The organism is Streptomyces dryopteridis, from assembly GCF_049606955.1.
In the GTDB taxonomy this organism is placed as follows: Bacteria; Actinomycetota; Actinomycetes; order Streptomycetales; family Streptomycetaceae; genus Streptomyces.
In genome coordinates, this window is record NZ_CP187113.1 from 3588023 (window position 1) to 3613511 (window position 25489).

Below are 25489 nucleotides of genomic sequence, written 5' to 3' on the forward strand. Positions count from 1 at the left end.
GGGTGCCGTGCCCGTACCCACAAGGGGCCGGAGCCAGGGGAGCGACCGTCGTGAGCGACACCCAGCCGTACGCCGACCCGCCGGCCCCCGCGCCCGGTCAGGTGCCGCCGGAACCCGGGCCCTGGCCGCCCGAGCCGGGCGGCGGATGGGGCCAGGGCGGCGCCGTGGGTATGTTGCCCGACCAGGCCCCGCCGGTCGGCGGCCCCGTGCCCTGGCCGGGCGGGGACGGCTCCTGGGGCCCGGCGGCGCCGGCCTTCGACCCGGGCTTCGACCCGGGGGAGCCGGGCGGGTACCGGCCCGAGGGGTACGAGCCGCAGGCGTACGACCTGCCGTACGTGCCGGTCCCCGCCGGATCCGGCGCCCCCTTCGACCCGACGGCCCCGGGACTCGCGGACCCCTTCGGGGCGGAGCCCCTCGCGGCCGACCCCTTCGCCCGGGCGTCCTTCCCGACGGACTCCTTCCCCGCCGACACCTTCCCCGCCGATCCCTTCGCGCCGGACGCCTTCCCCGCCGGGCCCCTCGCGCCGGATCCCTTCGCCCCTGACCCGTTCGCGGCGGCCGGGGGCGCCCCCGCCGACCCCTTCACCTTCGTGCCCCCGCCACCCGCCGACGGCGACCCAGGCCCCGCCACCGACCCCGGCGCGCTGCCCGGTCCCCGGCCCGGCGGGCGGGCCGCCGCCCGGCGCGGGCGCGGCAAGGGCGGACCCGCCGCCGCCCCCACCGGCCCCGCCGACGAGGGCGCCGGCGGCCGGATCGGCCGGCAGGGCGGCCGGGCCGCGGGCCGGGGCCGGCGCGCCGGCGCCGCCACGACCGGCGCGGGCGCCCCGGCCGGCGGTGGCAAACCGGACGGCTGGCGGCGGCTGGTCCCGCAGGCCCTCGTGGTCGCCGTCCTCGCCGGCGGCACCTCCGCGTTCGTCGCCGCCGACAAGACCGTCACCCTCACCGTGGACGGCGTCCCCCGCAGCCTGCACACCTTCGCCGACGACGTGGGCGAACTCCTCGACGACGAGGACCTCGGGGTCGGCGGCCACGACCTCGTCGCCCCCGGCACCGAGACCGAGATCGACGACGGCGACGAGATCGTGGTCCGCTACGGCCGCCCCGTCACCCTCACCCTCGACGGCGAGAGCCGCCGCGTGTGGACCACCGCCCGCGACGTGGACGGCGCCCTGCGCCAGCTCGGCGTCCGCGCCGAGGGCGCCTACCTGTCCGCGTCCCGCTCCGCCGCCATCCCCCGCTCCGGCCTCGCCCTCCAGGTGCGCACCGAACGCGGGATCACGTTCATGGCCGACGGCCGCGAACGCACCATCCGCACCAACGCCGCCACCGTCCGCGAGGCCCTCGAAGAGGCCGGCATCACCCTCGGCGCCGAGGACACCACCTCCGTGGACCCCGGGTCCTTCCCGCGCGACGGCCAGACCGTCACCGTGCTCCGCGTCTCCGGCAGCCGCGAGGTCGCCGAGGAGGTCATCCCCTTCGAGACCGAGCGGATCAAGGACTCCTCCGTGTTCACCGGCACCGAGGTCGTCGAACAGCCCGGCCGCACCGGCCTGCGCCGCGTCACCTACAGCCTGCGCACCGTCAACGGCGTCAAGGACAAGCCCCGCAAGACCGCCGAGGAGATCGTCCGCGAGCCCGTCACCCGCCGGATCCGGGTCGGCACCAAACCCATGCCGAACTCCGTCGCCGGCGCCGACCACCTCAACTGGTCCGCCCTCGCCCACTGCGAGTCCGGCGGCCGGCCCGGCGCCCTGGACCCCTCCGGCACCTACGGCGGGCTCTACCAGTTCGACGACGGCACCTGGCGGGGCCTCGGTGGCGCCGGCCGCCCCCACCAGGCGTCCTCGGGGGAGCAGACCTACCGGGCGAAGAAGCTGTTCACGCAGCGGGGGGCGAGTCCCTGGCCGCACTGCGGCCGTAGGCTTTACCGGTGAGCACCGCAGAGCAGCCCCCCCAGCCCGCCGTCGACGCCGCCCCCGACGCCCTTCTCGGCCCCGCCGACGTGCGCGAGCTGGCGGAGGTCCTCGGCGTCCGCCCGACCAAGCAGAAGGGCCAGAACTTCGTCATCGACGCCAACACGGTCCGCCGGATCGTGCGCGTCGCCGACGTGCGCCCCGAGGACGTGGTCGTCGAGGTCGGCCCCGGGCTCGGCTCGCTGACCCTGGCCCTGCTGGAGGCCGCCGCGCACGTCACCGCCGTCGAGATCGACGACGTGCTCGCCGCCGCCCTGCCCGCCACCATCGAGACCCGGATGCCCGAGGCCGCCGGCCGCTTCGACCTCGTGCACTCCGACGCGATGCTCGTGCGGGAACTGCCCGGCCCGGCGCCGACCGCGCTCGTGGCGAACCTGCCGTACAACGTGGCCGTGCCGGTGCTGCTGCACATGCTCGACCGCTTCCCGACCATCGAACGCACCCTCGTCATGGTGCAGTCCGAGGTCGCCGACCGGCTCGCGGCCCGCCCCGGCAACAAGGTCTACGGGGTGCCCTCCGTCAAGGCCAACTGGTACGCCGACGTCAAGCGCGCCGGCGCCATCGGCCGCAACGTGTTCTGGCCCGCGCCCAACGTGGACTCCGGCCTGGTCTCCCTGGTCCGCCGCGCCGAACCGGTCCGCACCAGCGCCCCCAAGCACGAGGTGTTCGCCGTCGTGGACGCCGCGTTCGCCCAGCGCCGCAAGACCCTGCGCGCCGCCCTGTCCGGCTGGGCCGGCTCCGCGCCCGCCGCCGAGGCCGCCCTCGTGGCCGCCGGGGTCTCCCCGCAGGCCCGGGGCGAGGCCCTGACCGTGGAGGAGTTCGCGGCGATCGCCGAGCACAAGCCCGAGGGCGCGGCGGCCGCCCCCGAACGCTCCGGCGCGGGCGCGTGAGCGCCCCCGCCGGGCCCGCGCGCGCCGTCACGGTCCGCGCCCCCGCGAAGGTGAACGTGCAGCTGTCGGTGGCCGCCGCCCGCCCCGACGGCTTCCACGACCTCGCCAACGTCTTCCTCGCCGTCGACCTCTTTGACGAGGTCACCGCGGCCCCGGCCGCCCCCGGCGAGCTCACCGTGAGCTGCGAGGGCCCCGACAGCGACCAGGTGCCCCTGGACCGGGGCAACCTCGTGGCCCGCGCCGCCGAACTCCTCGCCGCCCGCGCCGGCATCGCCCCGGACGTGTCCCTGCGGATCGTCAAGCGGATCCCCGTCGCCGGCGGCATGGCCGGCGGCAGCGCCGACGGCGCGGCGGCCCTGCTGGCCTGCGACCGGCTGTGGGGCCTGGACACCCCGCGCGAGGTGCTGCACGAACTGTGCGCGGAACTCGGCTCCGACGTGCCGTTCAGCCTGCTCGGTGGCGCCGCCCTGGGCACCGGGCGCGGGGAGCACCTGACCCCGCTGGACTCCGGCGTCTTCCACTGGGTGTTCGCCGTGGCGCACGGCGGGCTGTCCACCCCGGCCGTGTTCGGCGAGTTCGACCGGCTGACGGCCGGGACACAGGTGCCCGAGCCGGTGCTCGCGCCGGGCCTGACCGAGGCGCTGGCCTCCGGCGACCCGGACCGGCTCGCGGCGGTCCTCGTCAACGACCTCCAGCCGGCGGCCCTGTCCCTGCGGCCGGAACTGGCCGCGACCCTGGAGGCGGGCCGCGCGGCCGGGGCCCTGGCCGCGCTGGTCTCGGGCTCGGGCCCGACCACGGCGTTCCTGGTGCGGGACGTGGGCACGGCGGAGAAGGTGGCGGCGGCGCTCGCGGCGGAGCCCACCGTGCGGGCCACCCGCATGGCCTCGGGCCCGGCCCCGGGCGCGACGGTCCTCGGCTGAGGCCCCTGCGTATGTGAGGCCCCTGCGTATTTGAGGCCCCTTTCTATTTGAGTATGTGCACCCATGTGCCGGGTCCCCCGGGCCCGGCACGGTGGGGGCATGGCCGAGACCACATCCACCGCCCGCGCCCGGCGTGCCCCCACGGCCGCCGAGGTCGACGCCCGCACGCCCGCCGGTCGGGACCGGTACGCCGATCTGCTGAGGGTGGGTTCCCTCGCGGTCGTCGTGCTCGGGCACTGGCTGATGGCCGCCGTCAGCGGCACCGGGGTCGGCAACCTGCTGGCCGTGCTGCCGGGGCTCCAGGTGCTCACCTGGGTGTTGCAGGTGATGCCGCTGTTCTTCTTCGTCGGCGGGTTCTCGCACGCGTTGGCCTGGCGGTCCCTGGTGCGGCGGGAGCCGGACGCGCCCTCGCACTACGCCCTGTTCCTGCGGTCCCGCACGCGCCGGCTGCTGCGGCCGACGCTGGTGTTCGTGGCGGTGTGGACCCTGTTCGCGCTGGTCGCCGCGCTCGCCGGGATCGGCCGGCGGGGGCTCAGCGGGGCGGCGTTGCGGATGGTGACGCAGCCGCTGTGGTTCATCGGGATCTACCTGGCCATGGTGGCCCTGGCCCCGCTGTTGCTGCGGGCGCACGAGCGCTGGAGGTGGGGCGCGTTCGGGGCGCTCGTGGGGGCGGCGGTGGCCGTGGACGTGCTGCGGTTCGCGGTCGGGGTGCCCTTCGTGGCCTTCCTGAACTTCGCGTTCGTCTGGCTCGCCGTGCACCAGCTGGGCTTCCTGCGGGCCGACGGCCGGCTCGTGCGCCCCGCCCGGCCCGCGCTCCTCGCGGTCGCGGGGCTGGTGGGGGCTGTGGTGTTGGTGGGGTTCGGGCCGTATCCGTTGTCGATGGTGGGGATGCCGGGGGAGAAGGTGTCGAACATGGCGCCGCCGACCCTGGCCCTGCTCTGCCACGGGCTGTGGCTGACCGGGGCGGCCGAGCTGTTGCGCGGTCCGGCCGGCCGGCTGCTCGCGCGGCCCCGGGCGTGGCGGGTGGTGGTGCTCGCGAACGGGTTCGCGATGACGGCGTTCCTGTGGCACCTGACGGCGATGCTCGGCGTGTACGGCGTGCAGCTGGCGTTGGGGCCGGCGCTGCCGGAGCCGGCGACGGGGGCGTGGTGGGCGCAGTTGCCGGTACGGCTGGTGTGCGCGGCGGCGGTGACGGCGGGGCTGGTGGCGGTGTTCCGCCGGTTCGAACGCCCGCCGGCGGCGCGTGCGGCCCGTCCGGCGCGGGCCGGGGCGGGGGCGGGGCCCCGGCGGGGGAGCGGGCCGTGGCCGGGGGCGCGGGCGGCGCTGGGGGCCGTGTTGGCGCTGCTGGGGGTGCTGGGGTTGTCGCTGACGGGGCTGGGCGGATTGTTGGCCGGGCACAGCGCGACGCTGATCGTCGTGCCGGTGACGGCGCCGGTCGCGATCGCCGCCGCGGTGGTGGGCCTGCTGTTGGTGGAACGCTCCGCCGCCGACACGCCCGACCGAACGGTTAGGGTGAAGGGCTGATCGATCCCTTTCCCTGGAGTGCGTGGATGGCCGTCAATCTGGTCAATGTCGAGGCTGTCAGCAAGGTGTACGGAACCCGTGCCCTGCTTGACGGTGTCTCCCTCGGCGTGTCCGAGGGGGATCGGATCGGTGTCGTGGGTCGCAACGGCGACGGCAAGACCACCCTGATCCGCATGCTGGCGCGATTGGAGGAACCCGACACCGGCCGGGTCACCCACACGGGCGGGGCCCGGATCGGGGTGCTGACGCAGCACGATTCGCTGGACCCGAAGGCGACGATCCGGCACGCGATCATCCGGGACCTCGCCGATCACGAGTGGGCGGGTGACTCGAAGGTCCGCGACGTGCTCACCGGCCTGTTCGGCGGGCTGGACCTGCCCGGGTTCGAGCAGGGCCTGGACACGGTGATCGGGCCGCTGTCCGGTGGCGAGCGGCGGCGGATCGCGCTGGCGAAGCTCCTCATCGAGGAGCAGGACCTGCTGGTGCTGGACGAGCCCACCAACCACCTGGACGTCGAGGGCATCTCCTGGCTGGCCAAGCACCTCTCCGAGCGGCGTTCCGCGCTCGTCTGCGTCACCCACGACCGGTGGTTCCTGGACCAGGTCTGCACCCGCATGTGGGACGTGCAGCGCGGCGCCGTGCACGAGTACGAGGGCGGCTACAGCGACTACGTGTTCGCGCGGGCCGAGCGCGAGCGGATCGCGGCCACCGAGGAGACCAAGCGGCAGAACCTGGTCCGCAAGGAACTGGCCTGGCTGCGGCGCGGCGCCCCCGCCCGCACCTCCAAGCCCCGGTTCCGCATCGAGGCCGCGAACGCGCTGATCGCGGACGTGCCGCCGCCCCGGGACACCTCCGAGTTGATGAAGTTCGCGAACTCGCGGCTGGGCAAGACGGTCTTCGAGCTGGAGGACGTGACCGTCACCGCCGGCCCCAAGACCCTGCTCCGGCACCTGACCTGGCAGCTGGGCCCGGGCGACCGGATCGGCCTGGTCGGCGTGAACGGCGCGGGCAAGACCTCGCTGCTGCGGGCGCTGGCCGAGGCGGCCCGCACCCAGGGCGACGCGCAGCCCGCGGCCGGCAAGGTCACCGTCGGCAAGACCGTCAAGCTGGCGTACCTCTCGCAGGAGGTCGGCGAGCTCGACCCCTCGCTGCGGGTGCTGGAGGCGGTGCAGCGGGTCCGGGACCGGGTGGACCTCGGCAAGGGCCGGGAGCTGACCGCCGGGCAGCTGTGCGAGCAGTTCGGGTTCACGAAGGAGAAGCAGTGGACCCCGGTCGGGGACCTCTCCGGTGGCGAGCGCCGCCGGCTGCAGATCCTGCGGCTGCTGATGGACGAGCCGAACGTGCTCTTCCTCGACGAGCCCACCAACGACCTCGACATCGAGACCCTGACCCAGCTGGAGGACCTCCTCGACGGCTGGCCCGGCTCCATGATCGTGATCTCCCACGACCGGTTCTTCATCGAGCGCACCACCGACACGGTGATGGCCCTGCTCGGCGACCAGAGCCTGCGGATGCTGCCGCGCGGCCTGGACGAGTACCTGGAGCGGCGCGGCCGGATGCTCGCCGCCGCGGCCCCCGCCCCGGCCCCGGCCGCGGTGGCCGCCGCCGCCGAGAAGACGAGCAACGCCGCCGATTCGCGGGCCGCGAAGAAGGAGCTCCAGAAGATCGAGCGGCAGCTCAACAAGCTGGCCGACCGCGAGAGCGGACTGCACGCGAAGATCGCCGAGCACGCCACCGACTTCGAGAAGGTCGCGGGCTTCGACGCGGAGCTGCGGGAACTGCTCTCCGAGCGCGACGAGTTGGAGATGCGCTGGCTGGAGCTCGCCGAGGACGCGTGAGTTTCGGCCGGGTCCGGGGCGAATTGACCGCCCGCCGGCCGGATAACGACCACGTCACGGGCCGGTTCGCCCTTGGGCACAGGGCGCGACCGGCCCGTCTTCGCGTCCGTGACGGGTGGTAGAAAGGTTCGGTCCCGCGCCAGCCCGCCTGCCGATCCGAAGGTCCGAGAGATGCCCGAGCAGCCCCCGCCGCCGAATCAGCCTCCCGTGCCCGAGGGTTACGGCCACCTCCCGGGCCCCCCGCCCGGCGGACAGCAGTTCCCGCCGGCCGGGCCGAACCCCTACGCCCAGCCCGCGCCCGGCGCGACCCCCGGGTACGGGTACCCGCAGTCGTCGCCGCAGCAACCGCCCACGACGCCGGCCGGACCCGGGTACGGGTACCCGCAGCAGCCGCCGACGGCCCCCGGGTACGGGTACCCGCCGCACCAGCCCGCGACCGGCCCCGGCGGCCCGGGCGGCTCCGGCGGTTCCGGCGGGGGCAAGGGGCGGCGCAACGCGATCATCGCGGCCGGCACCGTCGGGCTGCTCCTCGTCGGCCTCGGCTCCTGGTTCGTGTTCGGGACCGAGGACGAGAAGCCGGCCAAGCCGGTCGCCGCCCCGAGCACCCCGGCCGCCCCCAAGCCCTCCGGGTCCGCCACGCCCGACGCGGGCGACGGCAAGGGCACCGGCGCCGCCGCCGCCGAGTTCAACGAGGGCCGCGCCCCCGACGAGGGCCGGGTGAACTGGCTGAAGATCAACGACATCCAACTCCCCGGCGGCGGCGGGGACTCCTGGGGCCAGTGGATCATCGGGGACACCGTCGTGAAGTCCCTCTACAAGTCCGTCACCGCCTACGGCCTCGCCGACGGCAAGGTCCGCTGGAACCTCGAACTGCCCACCGCGCCCTGCGGCATGACCTCGCAGGCCACGAAGGACGGCAAGATCGTCGCCGCCTTCAAGAACGGCACGACGACGAACGCCGACTGCAACCAGATGCGCATGCTCGACCTGACCAAGGGCACCGCCGGGTGGACCAAGGAGGTCCCCAAGGAGAGCATGTTCGACATGATGACCACGCTGGAGATGGTCATCGCCGGGGACGTCGTGGCCGTCTCCCGGACCGGCCCCAGTAGCGGCTTCAAGGTCAGCACCGGCGAGAAGGTCTGGGTCCGCAAGGGCGAGGAGAAGTGCCCGCCCTACAAGTACGCCTCCGACGGCACCACCCTCGTCAACTCCGGCCTCTGCTCCGTGGACAAGCAGAACGTGCAGGGCGCCGACCCGCTCACCGGCAAGACCACCTGGACCTGGACCCCGCCCGGCGACTACAAGGTGGACCGGTTCTACTCCGTGGACCCGGTGATCGTCGACGTCAGCAGCGAGAAGACCAAGAAGCGCGGCGTCGTCGTCCTCAACAGCGACGGCACCCAGCGCTCCCAGCTGCGCGCCGACGGCGACTTCACCCCCAAGTGCGGCTACGGCATCAACGACCGGGGCCTGCAGAACTGCCGGGGCGTCGCCGTCGACAAGGCCACGAACACCCTGTTCATGGCCACCAGCTTCAAGATCAAGAAGGCGAACGAGATCGTCGCCTTCGACCTGACCACCGGCCAGGCGAAATGGCGCGAATCGTACGGCAACGACCGCACCCTCATGCCGCTGTCCGTCACCGACGGCAAGCTGAACGTCTACCTGGAGGCCACCAAGACGGCCGGCGGGCAACTGCTGACCATCCCCGTCTCCGGCGGCTCCTTCGACACCGTCCTGAAGAACCCGGTGCGCGGCGCGGCCGTCGAATCCGGCTTCCGCGACGCGATCGTCCAGACCGGCGGCGGACACCTCGTCGTCGGCACCTCGTGGCTGCTCGGCGAGGGCAGCAACGGCAAGGAGAAGGTCCTGATGGTCTTCGGCAAGTGACGGCCCGGGCCGCGCGGCGCACCACCGGCCGCGCGGCCCCGCCCGTTCCCGGCCCCCGTGCGCGCCCGGGCCCCCACCCCGCGCGCCGGCCGCCGAAGGCCACGATCCCGCGCGTCCGCCCGCCCCCGACGGCCCGCGCAGCACGAGAGGTCCCCACCGTCCCCATGAGCACCCCGCCCCACCATCCCGCCGGCCCCCACGAGGACCCCGAGCGGGCCCCCGACGGCTACGCCCACCTGCCCGGCCCGCCGCCCACCGCCCCCGTCACCGGCCCCAACCCGTACGCGAACGCGGACACCCCGCCCCCGGCGACCCCGGCCCCGGCGACCCCGTATGGCCCCCCGCCCGTGCCCGGCCCGCGCCCCGGCACCCCGAACACGCCCGGCCCGTACCCCGGCCCCCCGAGCGCGCCCGGCGCCGCCGCCGGCGCCCCGCCCGTGCCCGGCCCGCCGCACGCGCCCGCGCCCGCCGCCGGCGTCCCGCCCGTGCCCGGCCCGCCGCACGCGCCCGCGCCCGCCGCCGGCGTCCCGCTGCCGCCGACCGTGCCCGCGCCGCCCGTGCCGTCCTGGAGCGGCCCGCTCGTCCCACCCCCGGCGGTCACGCCCCCGCCCGTGCCCGTCGCGGCCCGGCACCGGCGTCCCACCGCCCTGCTCGCCGCCGCGATCGTCGGCCTGCTCGTCTTCGGCGCCGGCACCTGGTACGCCGCGGTCAACGGCGCCGGCGCCCCCGTGCCCGCGAAGGGGGCCGCCGCCCCCAGCGCCCCCGCCGCCCCGCCCCCCTCGGCCGCGCCCGGACCCGACGACGCCAAGGGCCTCGTGCCCGTCGACACCTACAACGCCCGACGCGGCCCCGGCGAGGCCGAACTGCTGTGGTCCCGGCAGAACACCATCGCGCTGCCCGGCGCCGGCGGGAACTCCGAGGGGCAGTGGCTCGTCGGCGACACCCTCGTCAAGACCCTGCACGACCAGGTCACCGCCTACGCGCTCGCCGACGGCGCCGTCCGCTGGCGCCACAAACTCCCCAACACCCTCTGCGGCCTCACCCAGCAGACCACCGCCGACCACAAGATCGTCGTCGCCTACAAGACCGGCACCACCGAGGACGCCGTCTGTGACCAGATCCGCTCCCTGGACCTGACCAACGGCACGGTCGGCTGGACCCGGAAGCTCGTGCAGGAGCACAAGTTCGACATGCCCGAGGGCCGACTGCCGCTGAGCATCACCGGCGACCTCGTCACCGTGAACCGGGCCATCGTCGTCAGCGCCTACAAGGTGAGCACCGGCGAGAAGGCGTGGTCGCACCTCGAACAGAAGCCGTGCACCCCCTACAAGTACGCCGCCCAGGGAACCTCCCTCGTGGCCGCGGGGCTGTGCACCCAGGACAAGATGGAGATCCAGGGCATCGACCCGGCCACCGGGAACGTGACCTGGCGCTTCGCGCCCAAGAGTGGCGACTACGTCATCGATCAGGTCTACGCCGTCAACCCCACCATCGTGGACTTCCGCAGCAACGCCACCGGCAACCGGGGCGTCGGCGTGTACGACGCGAACGGGAAGGAACGCTCCCAACTGCGCTCCGACGGCGCCTTCGGACCGGCCTGCAAGTACGGCACCGACGACGAGAGCCTCCAGACCTGCCGGGGCGTGGTCCTCGACCGCGCCTCCGACACCCTCTTCATGCCGGGCAAGGACAGCGACGCCGCGACGGTCACCGAGTCCTTCGTCTTCGACCTCGCGACCGGCGCCGTCAAACGCCGCCTCAAGCACCCCTCGGGCCGCGACCTCGAACCCCTGCGGGTGATCGACGGCAAGCTCTACGCCTACCTCAAGCCCTCGAAGACGGAACCCGGGGAACTCGTCACCGTCCCCGTCGACGGCGACACGTTCACCACCGTCCTGAAGAACCCGAAGTCCACGGTCGACCTGGAACGCCGGATCATCGACCCGGTCGTCACCACCGACGGCCGGCGCCTGATCGTCGGCGCGGCCTCGCTGCTCGGCGAACAGGCCGCGGAGGAGAAGGAGAATCTCGTGATGGTCTTCGGCCCGTGACCCCGCCCGGGCCGCCCCGGCCCGCGCCACCCCCGTCACCGCACCCCGTTCCCGCCCTCCCCACAGCAGCGAGCCGAGAGGCAGACCCGAGACCGTGAGCACCCCGCCGCCCCCGCAGGACCCGCGTGACCCGCGCGCCGGATTCGGCGCCCCCGACCCCCGGTCCGGGCAGCCCACCGGCCCCGACCGCCCCGCGCAGCCGCCCACGCCGCCCGCGCAGCCGCCGACGGACCCCTCGACCATGCCCTTCGGGAAGGTCACCCCCGGCCCCGCCCCCACCCCGCCGGTCGTCCCGCCCGGCGCCCCCGTGCCCCCCGGCCCGCCGGCCTACGGCTACCCGCAGCAGCCGCCCACCACCCCCGAGGCCGCCGGGTACGGCTTCCCGCCCCAGCCCCCCACCACGCCCGGCTTCGGCGCCCCCACCGTGCCCGCGCGGCCCGCCGCGAGCGGCGGCCGGACGCCGAAGGAGAAGCGCGACCAACTCGCGATCGTCACCGCCGCCGCCGTCTGCTGCGCGCTGATCATCGGCGCCGGCTTCTGGTACTCCGGCAACCGCGAGGACACCGGGCCCGTGGCCGCGCCCCAGAACTCCGCCTCTCCCTCCGCCGACCCCAAGGCCCCCGGCGGCGAGACCGGCCCGGCCCGCGAGCAGGTCCCCGCCAACACCGCCGCCGCGATGACCTTCACCCTCGCGCAGCCCGAGCTGAAGTGGGACTACGCCGACACCAAGGGCTCCTGGCTCACCGACACCACCTTCGCCAAGGCCGCCCCCGACGGGATCGTCGGCTACGACCTCGACACCGGCAAGGAGAAGTGGAAGGTCCCCCTCACCGGCGCGGTCTGCGGGGTCTCCCCCCACGTCACCGGCGACAAGGCAGCGGTCGTCTTCCGCGAGGCCATGCCCACGGAGAAGAAGAAGGTCCCCTCGTGCAACACCGTCGGGGTCGTCGACCTGGCCGGCGGCAAGCTGCTGTGGAAGGCCCAACTGGGCCCGGGCGAACTCGGCGGTGACGAGCCGCTTCGCCTCGACGGGGTCACCGTCAGCGGGGAGACCGTCGCCGCCGCCGGCCTCTCGGGCGGCGGGGCCTGGAACCTCAACGACGGCAAGCCCCGCTGGGCCCCCAAGGTCGACGCCGAGAACTGCGCGGACACCGGTTACGCGGGTGGCCCCGCCCTCGCCGTGGTCCGCCGCTGCGGCGAAGCGGACCCGGCCTACCGCGTCGAGGTCCTCGACCCGGTCAGCGGCGCCCCCAAGTCCACCTACCGGCTGACTCCGGGTCTCAAGGACCCCGTCATCGTCTCCACCAACCCGCTTGTGATCGCGGTGAACGCCAACAAGAGTGCGAAGAACGGCAGCGGGGTCTCCGACCTGTTCGTCGTCTCCGAGACGGGTGCCCTCACCTCCAAGATCTCGCTGACCTCGGGTGCCTACGACCCCGACTGCGACACGTACGCGGAGGACTGCCGGCTGATGACCGTGGGCAACGGCAAGCTCTACCTGCCCTCGGTGAAGCACACCGTCGACGGCGACGCCAAGAAGGACACCAACGAACTGGTCTCCTTCGACCTCGCCACCGGCAAGCAGACCTCCGACCGCGTCGAGGCCGGCGCCGGCCTGCTCCTCCAGCCGATGCGCATGGACGGCCCGAACGTCATCGCCTACAAGGCCCCCGACTACAGCCAGAGCGGCGAGATCGTCAGCATCGACGGCAAGACCATGAAGGTCACCACCCTGCTGAAGCTGCCCACCGATCTGAAGTCCCAGCTGGTCTCGGGCCGCTTCGACATGGACTCCGACGACATCGTTTACCGCAATGGGCGGCTCGCCATGTCCAAGCAGATTCTCAGCAAGCCCTCCTCCACATCCGAACCGCGTCCCTGGGGGGCGCTGTTCACCGCCAAGTGACGTAGTCCGGATCTCCGTTAGACCCCACCGTCCCGCGCGTTCCCCTTCGTCGCCACCCGTCGGCGTGATCGGCGGGTGCGAAGGGCGCGGTACCCGGACGGTGGGCCCGGTCCAAAGTTCCCGAAACGGTGAACATCGCTGCAGATGAGGCATGTTGACGCATGGGCAAACCCAATTGGATCCGAGCTAAAGTGTTCGGCTCCAGCCACCATGTTTCCTCTGGGGGATCCTTGCGCATCAAGACCGGCCTCGTCGCCGCCGCGGCGGCTCTGGCCACCCTTCTCACCCCACTCGCAGCCGGCCCTGCGGCGGCGGCCGGACAGATCACCGAGGCCACCGTCGAGGATCCCGCGTTCTACGGGCGGGTGGTCCTCGGGTGGAGATACGACGGTATCGACCCGATCCTGATCACCGCCCAGGATCGTAAGACCGACGGCTTTGCCATCGGTATCCGCCTCGTCATCAACGACGGGAACGGGCAGTTGCGGGTCATCCCCAGCGGGAAGGCGTCCGCCGAGTGGAGGACGTACCTGAGACAGAGCAACGTCTACTCGGTGTACTTCCGGGTCTGCAAGATCAGGGTTGCCAACGACAACATCGAGGACTGCTACTCATCGCGGGTGATGGAGAACCCGATCCAAGCCGGCTAGACCCCGGCCGCTCTCCCCGGAGCTGAACACGCGTCGTGTCACGCGCATCCTCGCCCACGTCCGAACCGCGGCCCTGGGGGGCGTTGTTCACCGCCAAGTGACGTGGTTCGGCCGGCGGGGCGGTGCGGGTGCGAAATCCGTGGCCGTCGGCGCGTGACCGGGAAGCCCCCGAAGGGAATGACCTTTCGGGGGCTTCTGCTCGGTAACGGCCCGCACCGTCGAACAAGCGTGTAACTTGCCGGGGCAGAAGGATGGGGTGGGTACAGGCGATGGGCGTACGGGTCGTGGTCGTCGACGAGCACCGGCTGTTGGCCGAGGCGCTCGCGTCGGCCCTCAAACTGCGCGGGCACCGGGTCCTCGCGGCGACGGCCCCGGCCGCCGGCGCGGCCGACCTGGTCATCGGCCGCGCCCCGGAGGTCTGCCTGTTCGGCACGGCCGACCCGGCCGGCCCCGGGGTCTTCGAGCCCGTGTCCCGGATCCGCCGGGAGAGACCGCAGATCGCCGTCGTCGTCCTCGGGCCCGTGCCCAGCCCGCGCGGGATCGCCGCCGCCTTCGCCGCCGGGGCCTGCGGGTACGTCCGGCAGGACGAACGGATCGAGGGCGTGGAACGGGCCCTGGGCAAGGCCCGCGCGGGGGAGGCGGCCGTCTCCCCGCAACTGCTCCAGGGCGCGTTCGCCGACCTGCTGCACCCGGCGGCCCAACCCGACGACGAGGGCAGCCGCCTGCTGGCCCTGCTCACCCCGCGCGAGGTGGAGGTGCTGGTGCGGGTCGCCGAGGGCGAGGACACCCGGGGCATCGCCGCCGGCATGGACATCGCCCCCAGCACCGCCCGCACCCACGTGCAGCGGGTGTTGATGAAACTGGGCGTGGGCTCCCGGCTGGAGGCCGCCGCCCTCGCCGCCCGCACCGGGCTCCTCGACCGCGCCCTGCCCGTGTACTCCGCCCCGGCACCGGCGCACGCCCCGGCGCAGAGGCCGTAGGGGATCGGGCCGGGGCGGGGACCGGGGGGGCGGTTTCGCGACGAATTCGCGGCGAACCCGAGGGGAAACCCCGACGAATCGGCGTACGGGCCGTGTTGTTCACCCGGAAGGCCCCCGGATCCGGTATTCAGTGCCCACCGGGACGCGCGCGGATGCGCCCCGACGACCCGAAGGGCTGTAAGCGCGTGAGCAAGTACCTGGTCACCGGCGGCGCCGGTTACGTGGGCTCGGTGGTCGCCCACCACCTGCTGTCGGCGGGGCACGAGGTCGTCGTGCTCGACGACCTGTCCACGGGGTTCGCGGCGGGGGTGCCGGCGGGGGCGGAGTTCGTCCGGGGCCGGATCCAGGACGCGGCCGAGCACCTGGACCCCTCCTTCGACGGGGTGCTGCACTTCGCGGCGTTCTCGCAGGTCGGGGAGTCGGTGACGGATCCGGGCCGGTACTGGGAGAACAACGTCGGCGGCACGATGGCGCTGCTCGCGGCGATGCGCGCGGCCGGGGTCGGCCGGCTGGTGTTCTCCTCCACCGCCGCCACCTACGGGGAGCCCGTCGGCGGGGCGCCCCTGGTGGAGGGCTCGCCGACCGCGCCCACCAACCCGTACGGGGCGACGAAACTGGCCGTGGACCACATGATCGCGGGGGAGTGCGCGGCGCACGGCCTGGCGGCGGTGTCCCTGCGGTACTTCAACGTGGCGGGCGCGGACGGGGCCTTCGGGGAGCGGCACGAGCCGGAGACGCACCTCATCCCGTTGGTGCTGCGGGTCGCGCTCGGGGAGCGGGAGTCGATCTCGGTGTTCGGGGACGACTGGCCGACCCCGGACGGGACCTGCGTGCGGGACTACATCCACGTGGCGGACCTGGCGGAGGCCCATCTGGCGGCGGTGGCGGCGGCCCGGCCGGGGGAGCACCTGGTGTGCAACCTGGGCAACGGGACCGGGTTCTCGGTCCGCGAGGTGATCGAGACGGTCCGCAAGGTCACGGGCCGGGAGATCCCGGAGGTGGTCGCGGGTCGGCGGGCCGGGGACCCGGCGGTGCTGGTGGCCTCCTCGGCGCTGGCCCGCGAGCGGCTGGGCTGGACCCCGAGCCGGTCGGAGCTGGCGCGGATCGTCGGTGACGCGTGGGAGTTCACGCGGGGCCTGCGCGCGGGCGCGTTCGACGGGGGGTCGGGCGCCGGATCCGCCCGCGCGTGACCCCGCGCCCGGCGCGCGCAGAGCGGGAGCGTGCCGAACGGGCGCGTGCCGAGCGGGTGCGCGCCGGGTCGTGGTGTCGGTCGGCCGTGTGGGCCGGGCGGGTGGTCGTTCCGTCCCGGTCCCTCCGTTGTCCTCGTGGATCCTCCCGGCTTCGGCCGGGTTCCCCCGGGATCCGCGCGATGGGTCGATTTTCGGCCGGCGCCTCGGCGTCGATCGGGCCCCTGATCGGGAAAACGGCGGCAAAAACTTCAGGTATTCGGCCATCCATCGCCCGGGACCGGGCCTAACCTGAAACCTGACACCGGTGGGGGCCGGTGTTGATTCAGGGGTCGAGAAGCGTCGGGTACGGCGCCCGGTCCGGGGTAGTGCACAGGAGTCGCGACGGCGGTCGTGGCCCCGGAGATCACCCGGTCCCGGTGCCGTGCCCGGCGTCGTCCGTTCCCCGACCCATGGGGGTTGTCTGTGGTTCGTATCCGGGTTCTCGTGGTGGACGATCACCGAATCTTCGCCGAGTCGCTGGCGGCGGCGCTGGCCGCCGAGCCGGACGTCGACGTCACGGCGGCGGGCAGCGTGCCGGCCGCGCAGCGCTGTCTGGAACGGGGCGCGGCCGAGGGGCGCCGTTTCGACGTGCTGCTCGTCGACGCCGACCTCGGCGCGCTGTCGGCCGGCGCGCCCGCCCCGGGCGCGGGCCCACCCGGGGGCGGCGCGGCCGTGCCGGGGCCCCGGGAGGCCCCGGGCGGGATCGGGGCCGGGCGGGTCGGGTTCGGGCTGCCGGTGGGGCCCTCGGGGCCGCCGGGGCAGGCGGGGCTCGCGGGGGGTGCGGCGCCGGTCGTGCCCTCGGACGGGATCGGGTTGGTGGCGGCGGTGCGGGCGGCGCACCCGTCGGTGCGGGCGGTGGTGCTGGCGGAGCGGGACGAACCGCGCCGGGCCGCGTTGGCCCTCCAGGCGGGGGCCTCGGGCTGGGTGGCGAAGGACTGCTCGCTGTCGCGGCTGCTCGCGGTGATCCGGGGGGTGCTGCGGGACGAGACGCACCTGGCGCCGGTACTGCTGACCGGCGTGCTGCGGGAGCTGACGGCGGCGCGCAAGCACCGCACGGACAGCGAGCGGCTGGTGGAGTCGTTGACCCCGCGCGAGCACGAGGTGCTGCGGTGCATGGTGGCCGGGCTGGGGCGCAAGGAGGTCGCGGCCCGGCTCTACCTGTCCCCGCACACGGTCCGCACCCACATGCAGAACGTGCTGGGCAAGCTGGGGGTGCACTCGACGCTGGCGGCGGTGGCCCTGGCCCGGCGGGCGGGGGTCCGCCCGGCCGACCTGGGGCCGGTGCCGGCCCTGGGCGCGGAGTAGCGGCGGGTCGCGGTCGCGGTGGCGGCGGTCGCGGCGGCGGGGAGCGGTGCGGGGCGCGCGGGCGCCCCGCGGCCGGCCGGCCGGCCCGTGGGCGGCGGCCCGTGCTACCCGGGGACGTTGTCGAAGGGGCCGGTGAGGCGGCGCAGCAGGCCGGCGAGTTCGCCGCGCTGGGCGCGCGAGAGCTCGGAGAGGATGGCGCGTTCCTGCGCGAGCAGCCCGGCGAGGGCCTGGTCGGCGGCCTCGCGGCCCTCCGGGGTGAGGCGCACGAGCACCCCGCGCCGGTCGTTGGGGTCGGGCAGCCGCTCGACGAGGCTCTTCTTGGCGAGCCGGTCGATGCGGTTGGTCATGGTGCCCGAGGTGACCAGGGTCTGGGTCAGGAGCTGCCCGGGGGAGAGCTGGTAGGGGGCGCCGGCGCGGCGCAGCGACGTGAGCACGTCGAACTCCCACGGCTCCAGGTTGTGCTCGGCGAACGCGAGCCGGCGCGCGCGGTCGAGATGGCGCGCCAGCCTGCTGACGCGGCTGAGCACCTCGAGTGGTTCCACGTCGAGGTCAGGGCGCTCGCGCCGCCATGCCGCGACCAATCGGTCGACCTCGTCCTCCATGGCGATCAGTGTAGAGGGTCTATCGACGTGAAGTATCTTGACGTCAAGATATAGTGGTCGGGTCCTCGGGCGGAACCGGCACCGGCGCACCCGCCGGCCGTCGGCCCGCCGGCGCGCGACACCCCACCGCAGGAGGCCCGTTCATGTCCGTCGACCCCGTCCCCACCCCGCCCGCAGGCCGCCCCGCCGCCACCTGGGACCCGGCCCAGTACCTGCGACATTCGGGACATCGGGCCCGGCCGTTCGTGGACCTTCTGGCCCGGGTCCCCGAGCCCGCGGCGGCCTCCGGCCCCGCCGGCACCCCGTTCCGGATCGCCGACCTCGGCTGCGGCCCCGGCAATGTCACGGCCCTCCTCGCCGACCGCTGGCCCACCGCCCGCATCACCGGCGTGGACTCCTCCCGCGAGATGCTCGACCGCGCCGACGCCGCGTACGCGGGCCCCACGGCGGGCGGCGGCCGACTCGACTTCGTCCACGCCGACCTCACCACCTGGGACCCACACCCCCCGACAGCACAGCCCCCGACCGCGCCGGACGCGACCGGCCCGCACCAGCCCGGCCCGTCCCCGACCGGCCCGTCCCCGACCGGCGCGGTCGGGCAGGAGCCCTGGGACCTGCTGGTCTCCAACGCCACCCTCCAGTGGGTCCCCGGCCACCTCGACCTCTTCCCCCGCTGGCTCGCCGCCCTCCGCCCCGGCGGCACCCTCGCCTTCCAGGTCCCCGGCAACTTCGACGCCCCCAGCCACCTCGCCCTGCGCGCCGTGTGCGACGGCCCCCGCTGGGCCGACCGTCTCGGCGGCCTCGCCGCCCGCGCCGGCCGCGTCGCCGACCCCGCCGAATACCTGGAGCGCCTGGCCGACCTCGGCTGCTCGGTCGACGCCTGGGAGACCACCTACTGCCAGGTCCTCACCGGCCCCGACCCCGTCCTCGACTGGGTGAAGGGCACGGCCCTGCGTCCCGCCCTGACCGCCCTGTCCGAGGACCCGGCGGCCCGGGAGGAGTTCCTGACCGACTGCCGCGAGGAGCTGCGGAAGGCGTATCCGGCCGGTCGATTGGGCACGGTCTTCCCGTTCCGTCGCGTTTTCGTCGTGGCCCGCAAGGAGGACTGACCTCGATGCTCGTCTCCCTCGATCACGTCCAGCTCGCCGCCCCGCCCGGATCGGAGGACCGCCTGCGGGCCTTCTACATCGGGGCCCTGGGCATGACGGAGACCCCCAAACCACCCGCCCTCGCCGCCCGGGGCGGCTGCTGGTTCGAGGCCGGCCCGGTCCGTCTGCACGTCGGCGTCGAACACGACTACCGCCCGCCCCGCAAGGCCCACCCGGGCCTGCGGGTCGCGGGGATAGCGGAGTTCGCCGCCCGCCTCGCGGCCTCGGGCGCACCGGTGGTCTGGGACGAGGAACTCCCCGGCCACACCCGCTTCTACTCGGAGGACCCGGTCGGCAACCGCCTCGAATTCCTGGAACCCCACCCCACCCCGAACACCTGACGGGGGCGGGGTGGGCCGTCGTCCGCTCAGTGCACGTCGGCGTACGGGAACAGGGAGGCGGCCAGTGCGACCGGGCTCGTGAACGCGGCCGTGCCGGGCAGTCCGGTGGCCGAGAGCCGCACGGTCCCGGAGCCGGCGTCCATGCCGACCAGGTCGCCGAGGCCGTCGCCGGTCACGTCACCGACCGACGCGAGCAGCCGGTAGCCGGCCAGGCCGTCGGCGACCTTGGCGCGGGCGCCGAAGGGCCTGGCCGCGTTCCCGGTGCCGGGGTGCACCCACAGGGCGCCGGCCGGGGTGAGGCCCAGGAGGTCGGCGCGCCCGTCGCCGGTCACGTCCCCGGCTCCGAGCAGCCGGCCGTAGCGGCCGAAACCGGTGCCCGCCTTCACCGGGGCCTCGAAATCGAAGCCGCTCCCGCCGGACCGGTGCAGCCACAGGTCCCCGGCGGCGTCGCGGGTCACGAGGTCCCCGAAGCCGTCACCGGTCAGGTCCCCCGGCCCGGCCAGGGCGTCGTACCGCTCGGCCCACCCCGCGCCCACCAGCCGGCCGCGCGCGGCCTCGCGGACGTCCGCGCCGTCCGTCACGAACAGCTGCGAGCCCGCCGTGCCGTCGGTGGCCACCGTGCCGTACAGCCGCCGGTCCGGGTGGGGGAAGGCCCACGGGTCACTGGCCTCCACGGAGGGCAGGAAGTCCCCGTCGCCCCGGGCGTCGAACCGGTCCACGCTGCCGCCGCGGGCGCGCGCGTACAGGTCCGAACGCCCGTGCGCGGGGTTGCCGCCCTCGCCCGCGATCACGTCGGCGGGCAGCGGCCCCGCGCCGACCGGCACCGGCGTGCCGAGCCGCCCCCCGCCCTGGTATGGGATCAGTACGAGGCGCCCGTCGCCCTCACGGGCCGACAGCACCGGTACCCCGCCGTCGTCGAGGAGTCCGATCCGGTTGTACCGCCGGAACTCCCCGTCGACGCGGACGGCCGGGGCGAACAGCGCCGTCGGATCGGCGGCGGCGGTGCTCGCGTGCAACCAGAGCTCGCCTTCGGGGGTGCGGGTCACGAGGTCGGCGACCCCGTCCCCGGTGAAGTCCCCGCCGCCCACCAGCCGGTCCCACCGGTTCCAACCGGTCGTGGACACCACCAGGCGCGGGCCGAAGGGCTTGGCGGGGGCCGCCGCGCCCGTGCCCCGGTACAGGTGCAGGGCGCCGGCGGGGGTGCGGGCCAGCAGGTCGGGCACGCCGTCGCCGGTCACGTCGGAGGCGCCGACGAGCTTGTTGTAGCGGTTCCAGCCCTCGGAGGAGAAACGGGCCGGTCCGGTGCCGGTGGCCTCCGCCGGGACCAGGCTCAGCCGTCCGGTCGTGGTGAGGACGGCCAGGTCGGGTGTGCCGTCCCGGTCGAGGTCGCCGACCGGGACCACGTCCTTGACGGGCCGGGGGTCGTCGGTGCCGGGATCGACCCGGTACCCCTGCCCGGGGACGGATCCGGCGGCGGAGCCCAGCACGTGCCAGGCACCGGCCGTGCGGTGCAGCAACTCGTCGCGGCCGTCCCCGTCGAGGTCGAGACGGGGTGGCAGCGGGCGGGCGCCGGGCCCGCCGCCGGCCTCGGCGACGGCGGCCCGCACGGCGGCCAGGGCGACGGCGAGGTCGCCGGCCGGGCCGCCGTCCCCGTCCGGGGCGGGTGCGGCGTGGGCGAGTCCGGTGGTGAGGGAGCCGGCGGACACCGCGAGGGCGATGCCGACGGCCAGGCGTCGGGTGAGACGCGAACGTGCGCGGGACAAGGGGTCTCCCTGGACGGTGGCAGGCGAAACCGGGCCCCGGGCGGGGCCGGGTGTGCCGGCGCCCCGGTCGCCGGTTCGCACGGGGTGCGGGTCGGCGCCGGGGCGCGCGGGTACTGCTCGGGGCCGCTCGGGTCAGCTGATGGCGTTGAACTTCTGCCAGCCGCCGCCCATGTTGGTGCGGGAGCCCAGGGTGTCCATGCCGATCGCGGCGGAGCCGGCGGCCGGGTAGCGGTAGGAGTTGCCCGCGCTGTCCACGGCGAAGAGGTCGCCGAGGCCGTCGCCGGTGATGTCACCGGTGGCGGTGAGCTTCGGGAAGGTCCAGCCCGTGCCGATCTTCACCTTGGCGGCCAGCGGCGAGGTGCCGTTGCCGGTGCCGGCGTAGATGTACAGCTCGCCGGCGGTGTTGCGGGCCAGGAGGTCCGCGCGGCCGTCACCGGTGAAGTCGCCGGCGCCGAGGAGCTGGTTGTAGATCTGCCAGCCGGTGCCGATCTGCACGCGGGTGTTGAACGTGGTGCCGGTGCCCTGGCTGGTGTGCAGCCACAGCTTGCCGGTCTTGTCGCGGCCGATCAGGTCGCCGCGGCCGTCGCCGTTCATGTCACCGGGGCCCACGACCGCGTCGTAGGTGTCGGCCCAGCCGGCACCCACGAGAGTGGGCTCGGTGGCCTCGTACAGGTCGCTGCCGCTGCCGAAGAAGAGCTGCGAGCTGTTGAAGTTGTCGGTCGAGGAGGAGTTGTACAGCTTGGTGCCGGCGAAGGCGCCCGTGTCGCTGATCGCCGTGCCGGGGAAGAAGTTGCCGTCTTCCTTGAAGTAGTACCCGAAGAGGGTGCCCGCCGCGTCGCGACCGATGAGGTCGGAGCGGCCGTGGTCGGCGTTGCCGCCCTGGCCGGCGATCAGGTTGACCGACTCGTAGCCCGTGCCGTACGTGATGCGGTCGCCGAGCTCGGCGACGGCCTTCAGCGGGTACAGGTAGGTCTGGCCGCTCTGCTGGCGGGCGAAGACCACCGGGGTGCCGTCGTAGTCGTTGACGACGCTGAGCTGGTTGTAGATCCGCCAGCCGTGACCGATCTTCACGCGCGGGGCGAAGGTGGCGTTCGCGTCCGGGACGACCTGGCTCGCGTGCAGCCACAGGTCGCCGGCGCTGTCGCGGGTGACGAGGTCGGGCTTGCCGTCGAGGGTGAAGTCGCCGCCGCCCACGAGCTGGTCGTAGCCGCCCCAGCCGGAGCTGATCTTCACGCGGCCGCTGAAGGGCTCGCCGCCGGAGACGTTGCCGGTGCCCGCGTACAGGTACAGGTCACCGGAGGGGGTGCGGGCGACGAGGTCGGGGATGTTGTCGCCGGTGATGTCACCGGTGCCCACGACCTTGTTGAAGATGGTCCAGCCGCGGCCGGTCCACACGGTGGAACCGGAGCCGGTGGAGCCCACGGTGCTCAGGCTGAGGTTGCCCGTGACCGACAGGGCGAGCACCTCGGGCTGCCCGTCGCCGTTGAGGTCACCGGCCGGGATGACGTCCTTCAGGGTGCCGTTCTCGCCGACGGCCCCGGAGATGTCGAACGGGGTCTCCGTGCCGTCACCGTTGCTGAGCGAGACGAAGTACCCGCCGTTGAGGTCGCGGACGACCAGGTCGTCCACGCCGTCGCTGTTGACGTCGAAGTGACGCGGCGCGACCGGGACCTCGGCGGCGAGGGCGGCGGCACGGCCGTCCTTCGCGGCCTTGCCGGCCTTGCCCGCGCCGGCCTTGGCGTCGCCGCGCAGCGCGAGCTTGGCCTCGGCACCGGTGGTGCGCTTGGCGGACGGTACGTCGTCGGAACCGCCGGCGCCGCGCGGCTCGACGGACTTCGCCGACGGCACGGGCGTGACCGGACCGGGCGCGGCCACGGCGGCGGCGGACGCGAACATGCCGGCGGACAGGACGAGGGCGGTGCAGGCCGCGAGGCGGCCGGCGCGCTGGTGGCGCGTGAGGAACAAGAGGTCTCCCTGGTCGAACAGGCGAAACCGGGCTGAGCACGGACCCGCACGAACGCGCGACGGCACGCCGAAGCGCGCGGTGGGTGGCGTACGGGTGTCGATCCCCCCCCGGGAAGTGTCGTCAGCCTACAAGCGGGGTCCGACAGTGGCGCAGCAATATCGGAGAATTTTTGATCACGTTCAGAAATCGAGGGGGGTCACGCCGATCGGGCGTGCGGTCCCGGTGTGCGGTCCGGCGTGTGGTCCGGCGTGCGGGAGATCCGCAGCTCGAACAGGTACCGCTTCGTCACGGACCCCCCGAACCGGGTGTCGATCAGCCGACCGACGCAGTTCAGCAGCGAGTCGAGGGCGGCTGGCGGCAGGGTGCGGTGGTTGGAGTAGGTGCGGAGCACATCGAGGTACTCGGCGGTGGAGTAGGCCAGGTCCCGGACGTACCGCCGGGTGAGGGCCCCCGGCGCGAACCGTCCGGAGCGTTCCGCTTCGGCGGCGTGGGAGGAGGTGTCCACGTCCGCGACGGCGGGCGGCCGAAGACCGGGCGGGGTGGCGGGATCGAAGCGCTCGTAGCAGTCCTGGACGGCGGCGAAGAACTCCTCCGTCCCGCCGGCCACGTGCTGCGTGGCCACGACGGCGAGCGCCCCACCGGGCCGCAACGCGTCGGCCGAACGCGCCATCCGCACGGCGGGATCGATCCAGTGGAACGCGGTCGCCGCGAACACCACGTCGAAGGGCTCGACGGGCAGGGGCCACTCCTCGAACGCGGCGGTCACGACGACGGCGGCCGGCGCGGGGCGGGACGGCGCGGTGCGGGACGCGCCGGCGGGCGGCGTGATGTGGGGTGGCGCGGTGTCGGGCGTGCCGGTGGGTGGTGCCGTGCCGGGCGCGTCGGTGAGCGCGGCGAGGTTGCGCCGCGCGACGGCGGCCATGTTCGCGCCCACCTCCACGGCCGTCACCCGACACCCGCGCGCGACGAGCGGCACCGTCGCCTTGCCGGTTCCCGCGCCGATCTCCAACACCCGGGCCCCGGGCACGGCCCCGGCGAACTCGGCGAGGTCGTCGAACAGCGCGTCGGGATAACCGGGCCGCGCCCGGTCGTACAGTTCGGCGTCCCCGTCGAACGTCCGACTCAACGCGACCCGCCGCACGTCGTCGGGCACGTCGTCCCGCCGCGCCGGCGGCGGCGTCCCCGTCACGCCCCCTCGGCCCTACCTGCGACCCCGGCGACAAACCCCCGCCAGGCCCGGTCGGTGACGAGCAGCGTCGGCCCGCCGGACCGCTTGCTGTCCCGCACGGCGATGGCGCCGAGGGGGTCGGCGGCGACGGCGACGCATTCGGTGTCCGCGCCGTTCTTGCTGTAGCTGGAGGTGATGAAGCTGCGCATGTGCATCAGGTGGTTCCTTTGGCGAGGTCGCCAAGCAAGGAGATGGATTCCTGGGGCGACAGGCTGTACTGAGCCAGGGTTTCGAAGGACTTCTTGTAAAGCGCGCCTTGGGTGGCGGTTTCGCCCCAGGATGCGCCGAGCCTGTTCTCCGCGTACACCACATCGATCGCGTCACCCTCGGCGAAAGACAGAACGTTGAACGGTCCGTCCATGCCAGGCAGAGCACCGGTGGAGAAAGGGAGGATCTGCACGTCGACGTTCGGCAGCTCGGCCATCCGCACGATGTGTTCGGCCTGTTCGCGTACGACCTCCTCGGATGCGAACCGGCTGCGTACGGCGGCTTCCCAAATAATCGCGTGAAACCGTAGGGGATTCTCACCGGTCAGCCTGGCGTGTCGGCGCAGGCGGATGTTGACGATCCGTTCGAGGCGATCAGGGTCGATCGGTTCCGAACCCGGACCGGTGTTCAAGGCTCGAACGTAGCCTGGCGTTTGGAGCAGGCCGGGCACCAAGGCGAGTTGCCATGTACGGATGAGCGAGGCGGTCGCTTCCAGGGAGATGTATTCGGCCAGTGCGCTGATCTCTGGAAACTCGTTCCACCACCCTTTGGTGCGGCGCTGCTCCCTGTCTAGCTTGGCCAATTCAAGGAGGGGTTGGATCGTCTCTTCGTCCCGGACTCCGTAGAGGTGGCACAGGGCGCGGATGTCCGGGTCTCGCATGGGGACCTGGCCGCGTTCCATCTTCGCGACCTTGGTGATCGAGGCCGTGAGGGCCTCCGCCGCGTGGGACTGGCGAAGGCCGAGGCGTTCGCGCATGGCCAGGAGTTCGCCGCCGAGGCGTCGTCCGAGGACGGTCGACACCGTTTTCCCGCGATCTGGGTCGCTGCTCACCATGGCGACAGTGTGACCGGGCCGGGTGTAGATCATCAACCCTCGGCGATCCCGGGTGGGGGAATTTTCTGCCCGTTCGATTGCTGCCCGAGCAAATCCCCCGCTACCGTCGATGACGTAACCGCTCACCAGGGCTGGGGAGTTGGCGGAAGGCGCCGTGCTGTCTGCGGGAGAGCCACCGTCCGTTGTGTGTGCCGTGGCCTCGTCGTGCCTGGTGGTGGGTCCCTTCATGTGCCCTTTCGT

Annotated in this window: 20 protein-coding genes; 14 read left to right on the forward strand and 6 right to left on the reverse strand. The window is 74.1% G+C overall.

All coding sequences use genetic code 11. The features are described from left to right. The first annotated feature begins 50 nt into the window (after nt 1-50). The 12 genes from ACN20G_RS15380 to ACN20G_RS15435 all read left to right on the forward strand — a co-directional run bounded on the left by ACN20G_RS15380 (nt 51) and on the right by ACN20G_RS15435 (nt 17159). Nucleotides 51-1934 (forward strand): ubiquitin-like domain-containing protein, encoded by a 1884-nt coding sequence (locus ACN20G_RS15380; RefSeq protein WP_424213346.1) that lies wholly within the window; start codon nt 51-53, stop codon nt 1932-1934. Beyond that, entirely contained in the window at nt 1931-2863 is a 933-nt protein-coding gene (rsmA, locus tag ACN20G_RS15385) for a 16S rRNA (adenine(1518)-N(6)/adenine(1519)-N(6))-dimethyltransferase RsmA (protein WP_424213347.1), read from the forward strand. Before ACN20G_RS15380 ends, rsmA begins: the two co-directional genes overlap by 4 nt. Then, nucleotides 2860-3783, forward strand: a complete 924-nt coding sequence (locus ACN20G_RS15390; RefSeq protein ID WP_424213348.1) for a 4-(cytidine 5'-diphospho)-2-C-methyl-D-erythritol kinase — start codon at nt 2860-2862, stop codon at nt 3781-3783. Before rsmA ends, ACN20G_RS15390 begins: the two co-directional genes overlap by 4 nt. Before the next feature lie 99 nt (nt 3784-3882). After that, a complete protein-coding gene (locus ACN20G_RS15395) occupies nt 3883-5307 on the forward strand; it encodes an acyltransferase family protein (RefSeq protein ID WP_424213349.1) in 1425 nt (474 codons plus the stop codon). A 26-nt stretch (nt 5308-5333) separates the two neighbouring features. Beyond that, the gene (locus tag ACN20G_RS15400; RefSeq protein ID WP_424213350.1) at nt 5334-7145 is read left to right on the forward strand and encodes an ABC-F family ATP-binding cassette domain-containing protein; all 1812 of its coding nucleotides are present in this window, start codon (nt 5334-5336) and stop codon (nt 7143-7145) included. Nucleotides 7146-7316: 171 nt separating this feature from the next. Then, entirely contained in the window at nt 7317-9038 is a 1722-nt protein-coding gene (locus ACN20G_RS15405) for a PQQ-binding-like beta-propeller repeat protein (protein ID WP_424213351.1), read from the forward strand. Between the two features lie 164 nt (nt 9039-9202). After that, on the forward strand, nt 9203-11089 hold the full coding sequence (locus tag ACN20G_RS15410; protein WP_424213352.1) for a PQQ-binding-like beta-propeller repeat protein: 1887 nt from the start codon (nt 9203-9205) through the stop codon (nt 11087-11089). Nucleotides 11090-11183: 94 nt separating this feature from the next. Continuing rightward, complete coding sequence (locus tag ACN20G_RS15415; protein WP_424213353.1) at nt 11184-12995, forward strand: PQQ-binding-like beta-propeller repeat protein; 1812 nt, start codon at nt 11184-11186, stop codon at nt 12993-12995. Between the two features lie 230 nt (nt 12996-13225). After that, nucleotides 13226-13645 (forward strand): hypothetical protein, encoded by a 420-nt coding sequence (locus ACN20G_RS15420; RefSeq protein WP_424213354.1) that lies wholly within the window; start codon nt 13226-13228, stop codon nt 13643-13645. Between the two features lie 269 nt (nt 13646-13914). Continuing rightward, nucleotides 13915-14625 carry a helix-turn-helix transcriptional regulator gene (locus ACN20G_RS15425; RefSeq protein WP_424215521.1) on the forward strand — a complete coding sequence of 237 codons (711 nt, stop codon included), beginning with the start codon at nt 13915-13917 and terminating at the stop codon, nt 14623-14625. Between the two features lie 152 nt (nt 14626-14777). Continuing rightward, the gene (gene galE, locus ACN20G_RS15430) at nt 14778-15815 is read left to right on the forward strand and encodes a UDP-glucose 4-epimerase GalE (RefSeq protein ID WP_424213355.1); all 1038 of its coding nucleotides are present in this window, start codon (nt 14778-14780) and stop codon (nt 15813-15815) included. Between the two features lie 462 nt (nt 15816-16277). Continuing rightward, nucleotides 16278-17159 (forward strand): LuxR C-terminal-related transcriptional regulator, encoded by an 882-nt coding sequence (locus tag ACN20G_RS15435; RefSeq protein ID WP_424215522.1) that lies wholly within the window; start codon nt 16278-16280, stop codon nt 17157-17159. A 104-nt stretch (nt 17160-17263) separates the two neighbouring features. Here the strand turns inward: ACN20G_RS15435 and ACN20G_RS15440 are convergent, their stop codons facing one another. Next, nucleotides 17264-17761: a MarR family winged helix-turn-helix transcriptional regulator gene (locus tag ACN20G_RS15440; RefSeq protein WP_424213356.1), complete on the reverse strand. Its 498-nt coding sequence runs from the start codon at nt 17759-17761 to the stop codon at nt 17264-17266. Nucleotides 17762-17904: 143 nt separating this feature from the next. Here ACN20G_RS15440 and ACN20G_RS15445 point away from each other — a divergent pair, with 143 nt between their 5' ends. Together ACN20G_RS15445 and ACN20G_RS15450 are read left to right on the forward strand one after the other, a co-directional pair. Then, nucleotides 17905-18870, forward strand: coding sequence for a methyltransferase domain-containing protein (locus tag ACN20G_RS15445; RefSeq protein WP_424213357.1), 966 nt, complete (start codon nt 17905-17907; stop codon nt 18868-18870). A 5-nt stretch (nt 18871-18875) separates the two neighbouring features. Next, nucleotides 18876-19250, forward strand: a complete 375-nt coding sequence (locus tag ACN20G_RS15450; RefSeq protein WP_424213358.1) for a VOC family protein — start codon at nt 18876-18878, stop codon at nt 19248-19250. A 26-nt stretch (nt 19251-19276) separates the two neighbouring features. Here the strand turns inward: ACN20G_RS15450 and ACN20G_RS15455 are convergent, their stop codons facing one another. The 5 genes from ACN20G_RS15455 to ACN20G_RS15475 all read right to left on the reverse strand — a co-directional run bounded on the left by ACN20G_RS15455 (nt 19277) and on the right by ACN20G_RS15475 (nt 25249). Then, a complete protein-coding gene (locus ACN20G_RS15455) occupies nt 19277-21013 on the reverse strand; it encodes an FG-GAP repeat domain-containing protein (RefSeq protein ID WP_424213359.1) in 1737 nt (578 codons plus the stop codon). 132 nt (nt 21014-21145) lie between these two features. Beyond that, entirely contained in the window at nt 21146-22978 is a 1833-nt protein-coding gene (locus ACN20G_RS15460; RefSeq protein WP_424213360.1) for an FG-GAP repeat domain-containing protein, read from the reverse strand. A gap of 197 nt (nt 22979-23175) precedes the next feature. Then, on the reverse strand, nt 23176-24168 hold the full coding sequence (locus ACN20G_RS15465) for a class I SAM-dependent methyltransferase (protein ID WP_424213361.1): 993 nt from the start codon (nt 24166-24168) through the stop codon (nt 23176-23178). Beyond that, a complete protein-coding gene (locus ACN20G_RS15470; protein ID WP_424213362.1) occupies nt 24165-24362 on the reverse strand; it encodes a DUF397 domain-containing protein in 198 nt (65 codons plus the stop codon). Before ACN20G_RS15470 ends, ACN20G_RS15465 begins: the two co-directional genes overlap by 4 nt. Next, complete coding sequence (locus ACN20G_RS15475) at nt 24362-25249, reverse strand: helix-turn-helix domain-containing protein (RefSeq protein WP_424213363.1); 888 nt, start codon at nt 25247-25249, stop codon at nt 24362-24364. Before ACN20G_RS15475 ends, ACN20G_RS15470 begins: the two co-directional genes overlap by 1 nt. Nucleotides 25250-25489 lie beyond the last annotated feature (240 nt).

Coding starts and splice junctions, on each gene's coding strand:
- galE (WP_424213355.1), top strand. CDS start 14,778: ATGCGCCCCGACGACCCGAAGGGCTGTAAGCGCGTGAGCAAGTACCTG.
- ACN20G_RS15410 (WP_424213352.1), top strand. CDS start 9,203: ATGAGCACCCCGCCCCACCATCCCGCCGGCCCCCACGAGGACCCCGAG.
- ACN20G_RS15440 (WP_424213356.1), bottom strand. CDS start 17,761: ATGGAGGACGAGGTCGACCGATTGGTCGCGGCATGGCGGCGCGAGCGC.
- ACN20G_RS15450 (WP_424213358.1), top strand. CDS start 18,876: ATGCTCGTCTCCCTCGATCACGTCCAGCTCGCCGCCCCGCCCGGATCG.
- ACN20G_RS15395 (WP_424213349.1), top strand. CDS start 3,883: ATGGCCGAGACCACATCCACCGCCCGCGCCCGGCGTGCCCCCACGGCC.
- ACN20G_RS15445 (WP_424213357.1), top strand. CDS start 17,905: ATGTCCGTCGACCCCGTCCCCACCCCGCCCGCAGGCCGCCCCGCCGCC.
- ACN20G_RS15405 (WP_424213351.1), top strand. CDS start 7,317: ATGCCCGAGCAGCCCCCGCCGCCGAATCAGCCTCCCGTGCCCGAGGGT.
- ACN20G_RS15425 (WP_424215521.1), top strand. CDS start 13,915: ATGGGCGTACGGGTCGTGGTCGTCGACGAGCACCGGCTGTTGGCCGAG.
- ACN20G_RS15475 (WP_424213363.1), bottom strand. CDS start 25,249: ATGGTGAGCAGCGACCCAGATCGCGGGAAAACGGTGTCGACCGTCCTC.
- ACN20G_RS15400 (WP_424213350.1), top strand. CDS start 5,334: ATGGCCGTCAATCTGGTCAATGTCGAGGCTGTCAGCAAGGTGTACGGA.
- ACN20G_RS15470 (WP_424213362.1), bottom strand. CDS start 24,362: ATGCACATGCGCAGCTTCATCACCTCCAGCTACAGCAAGAACGGCGCG.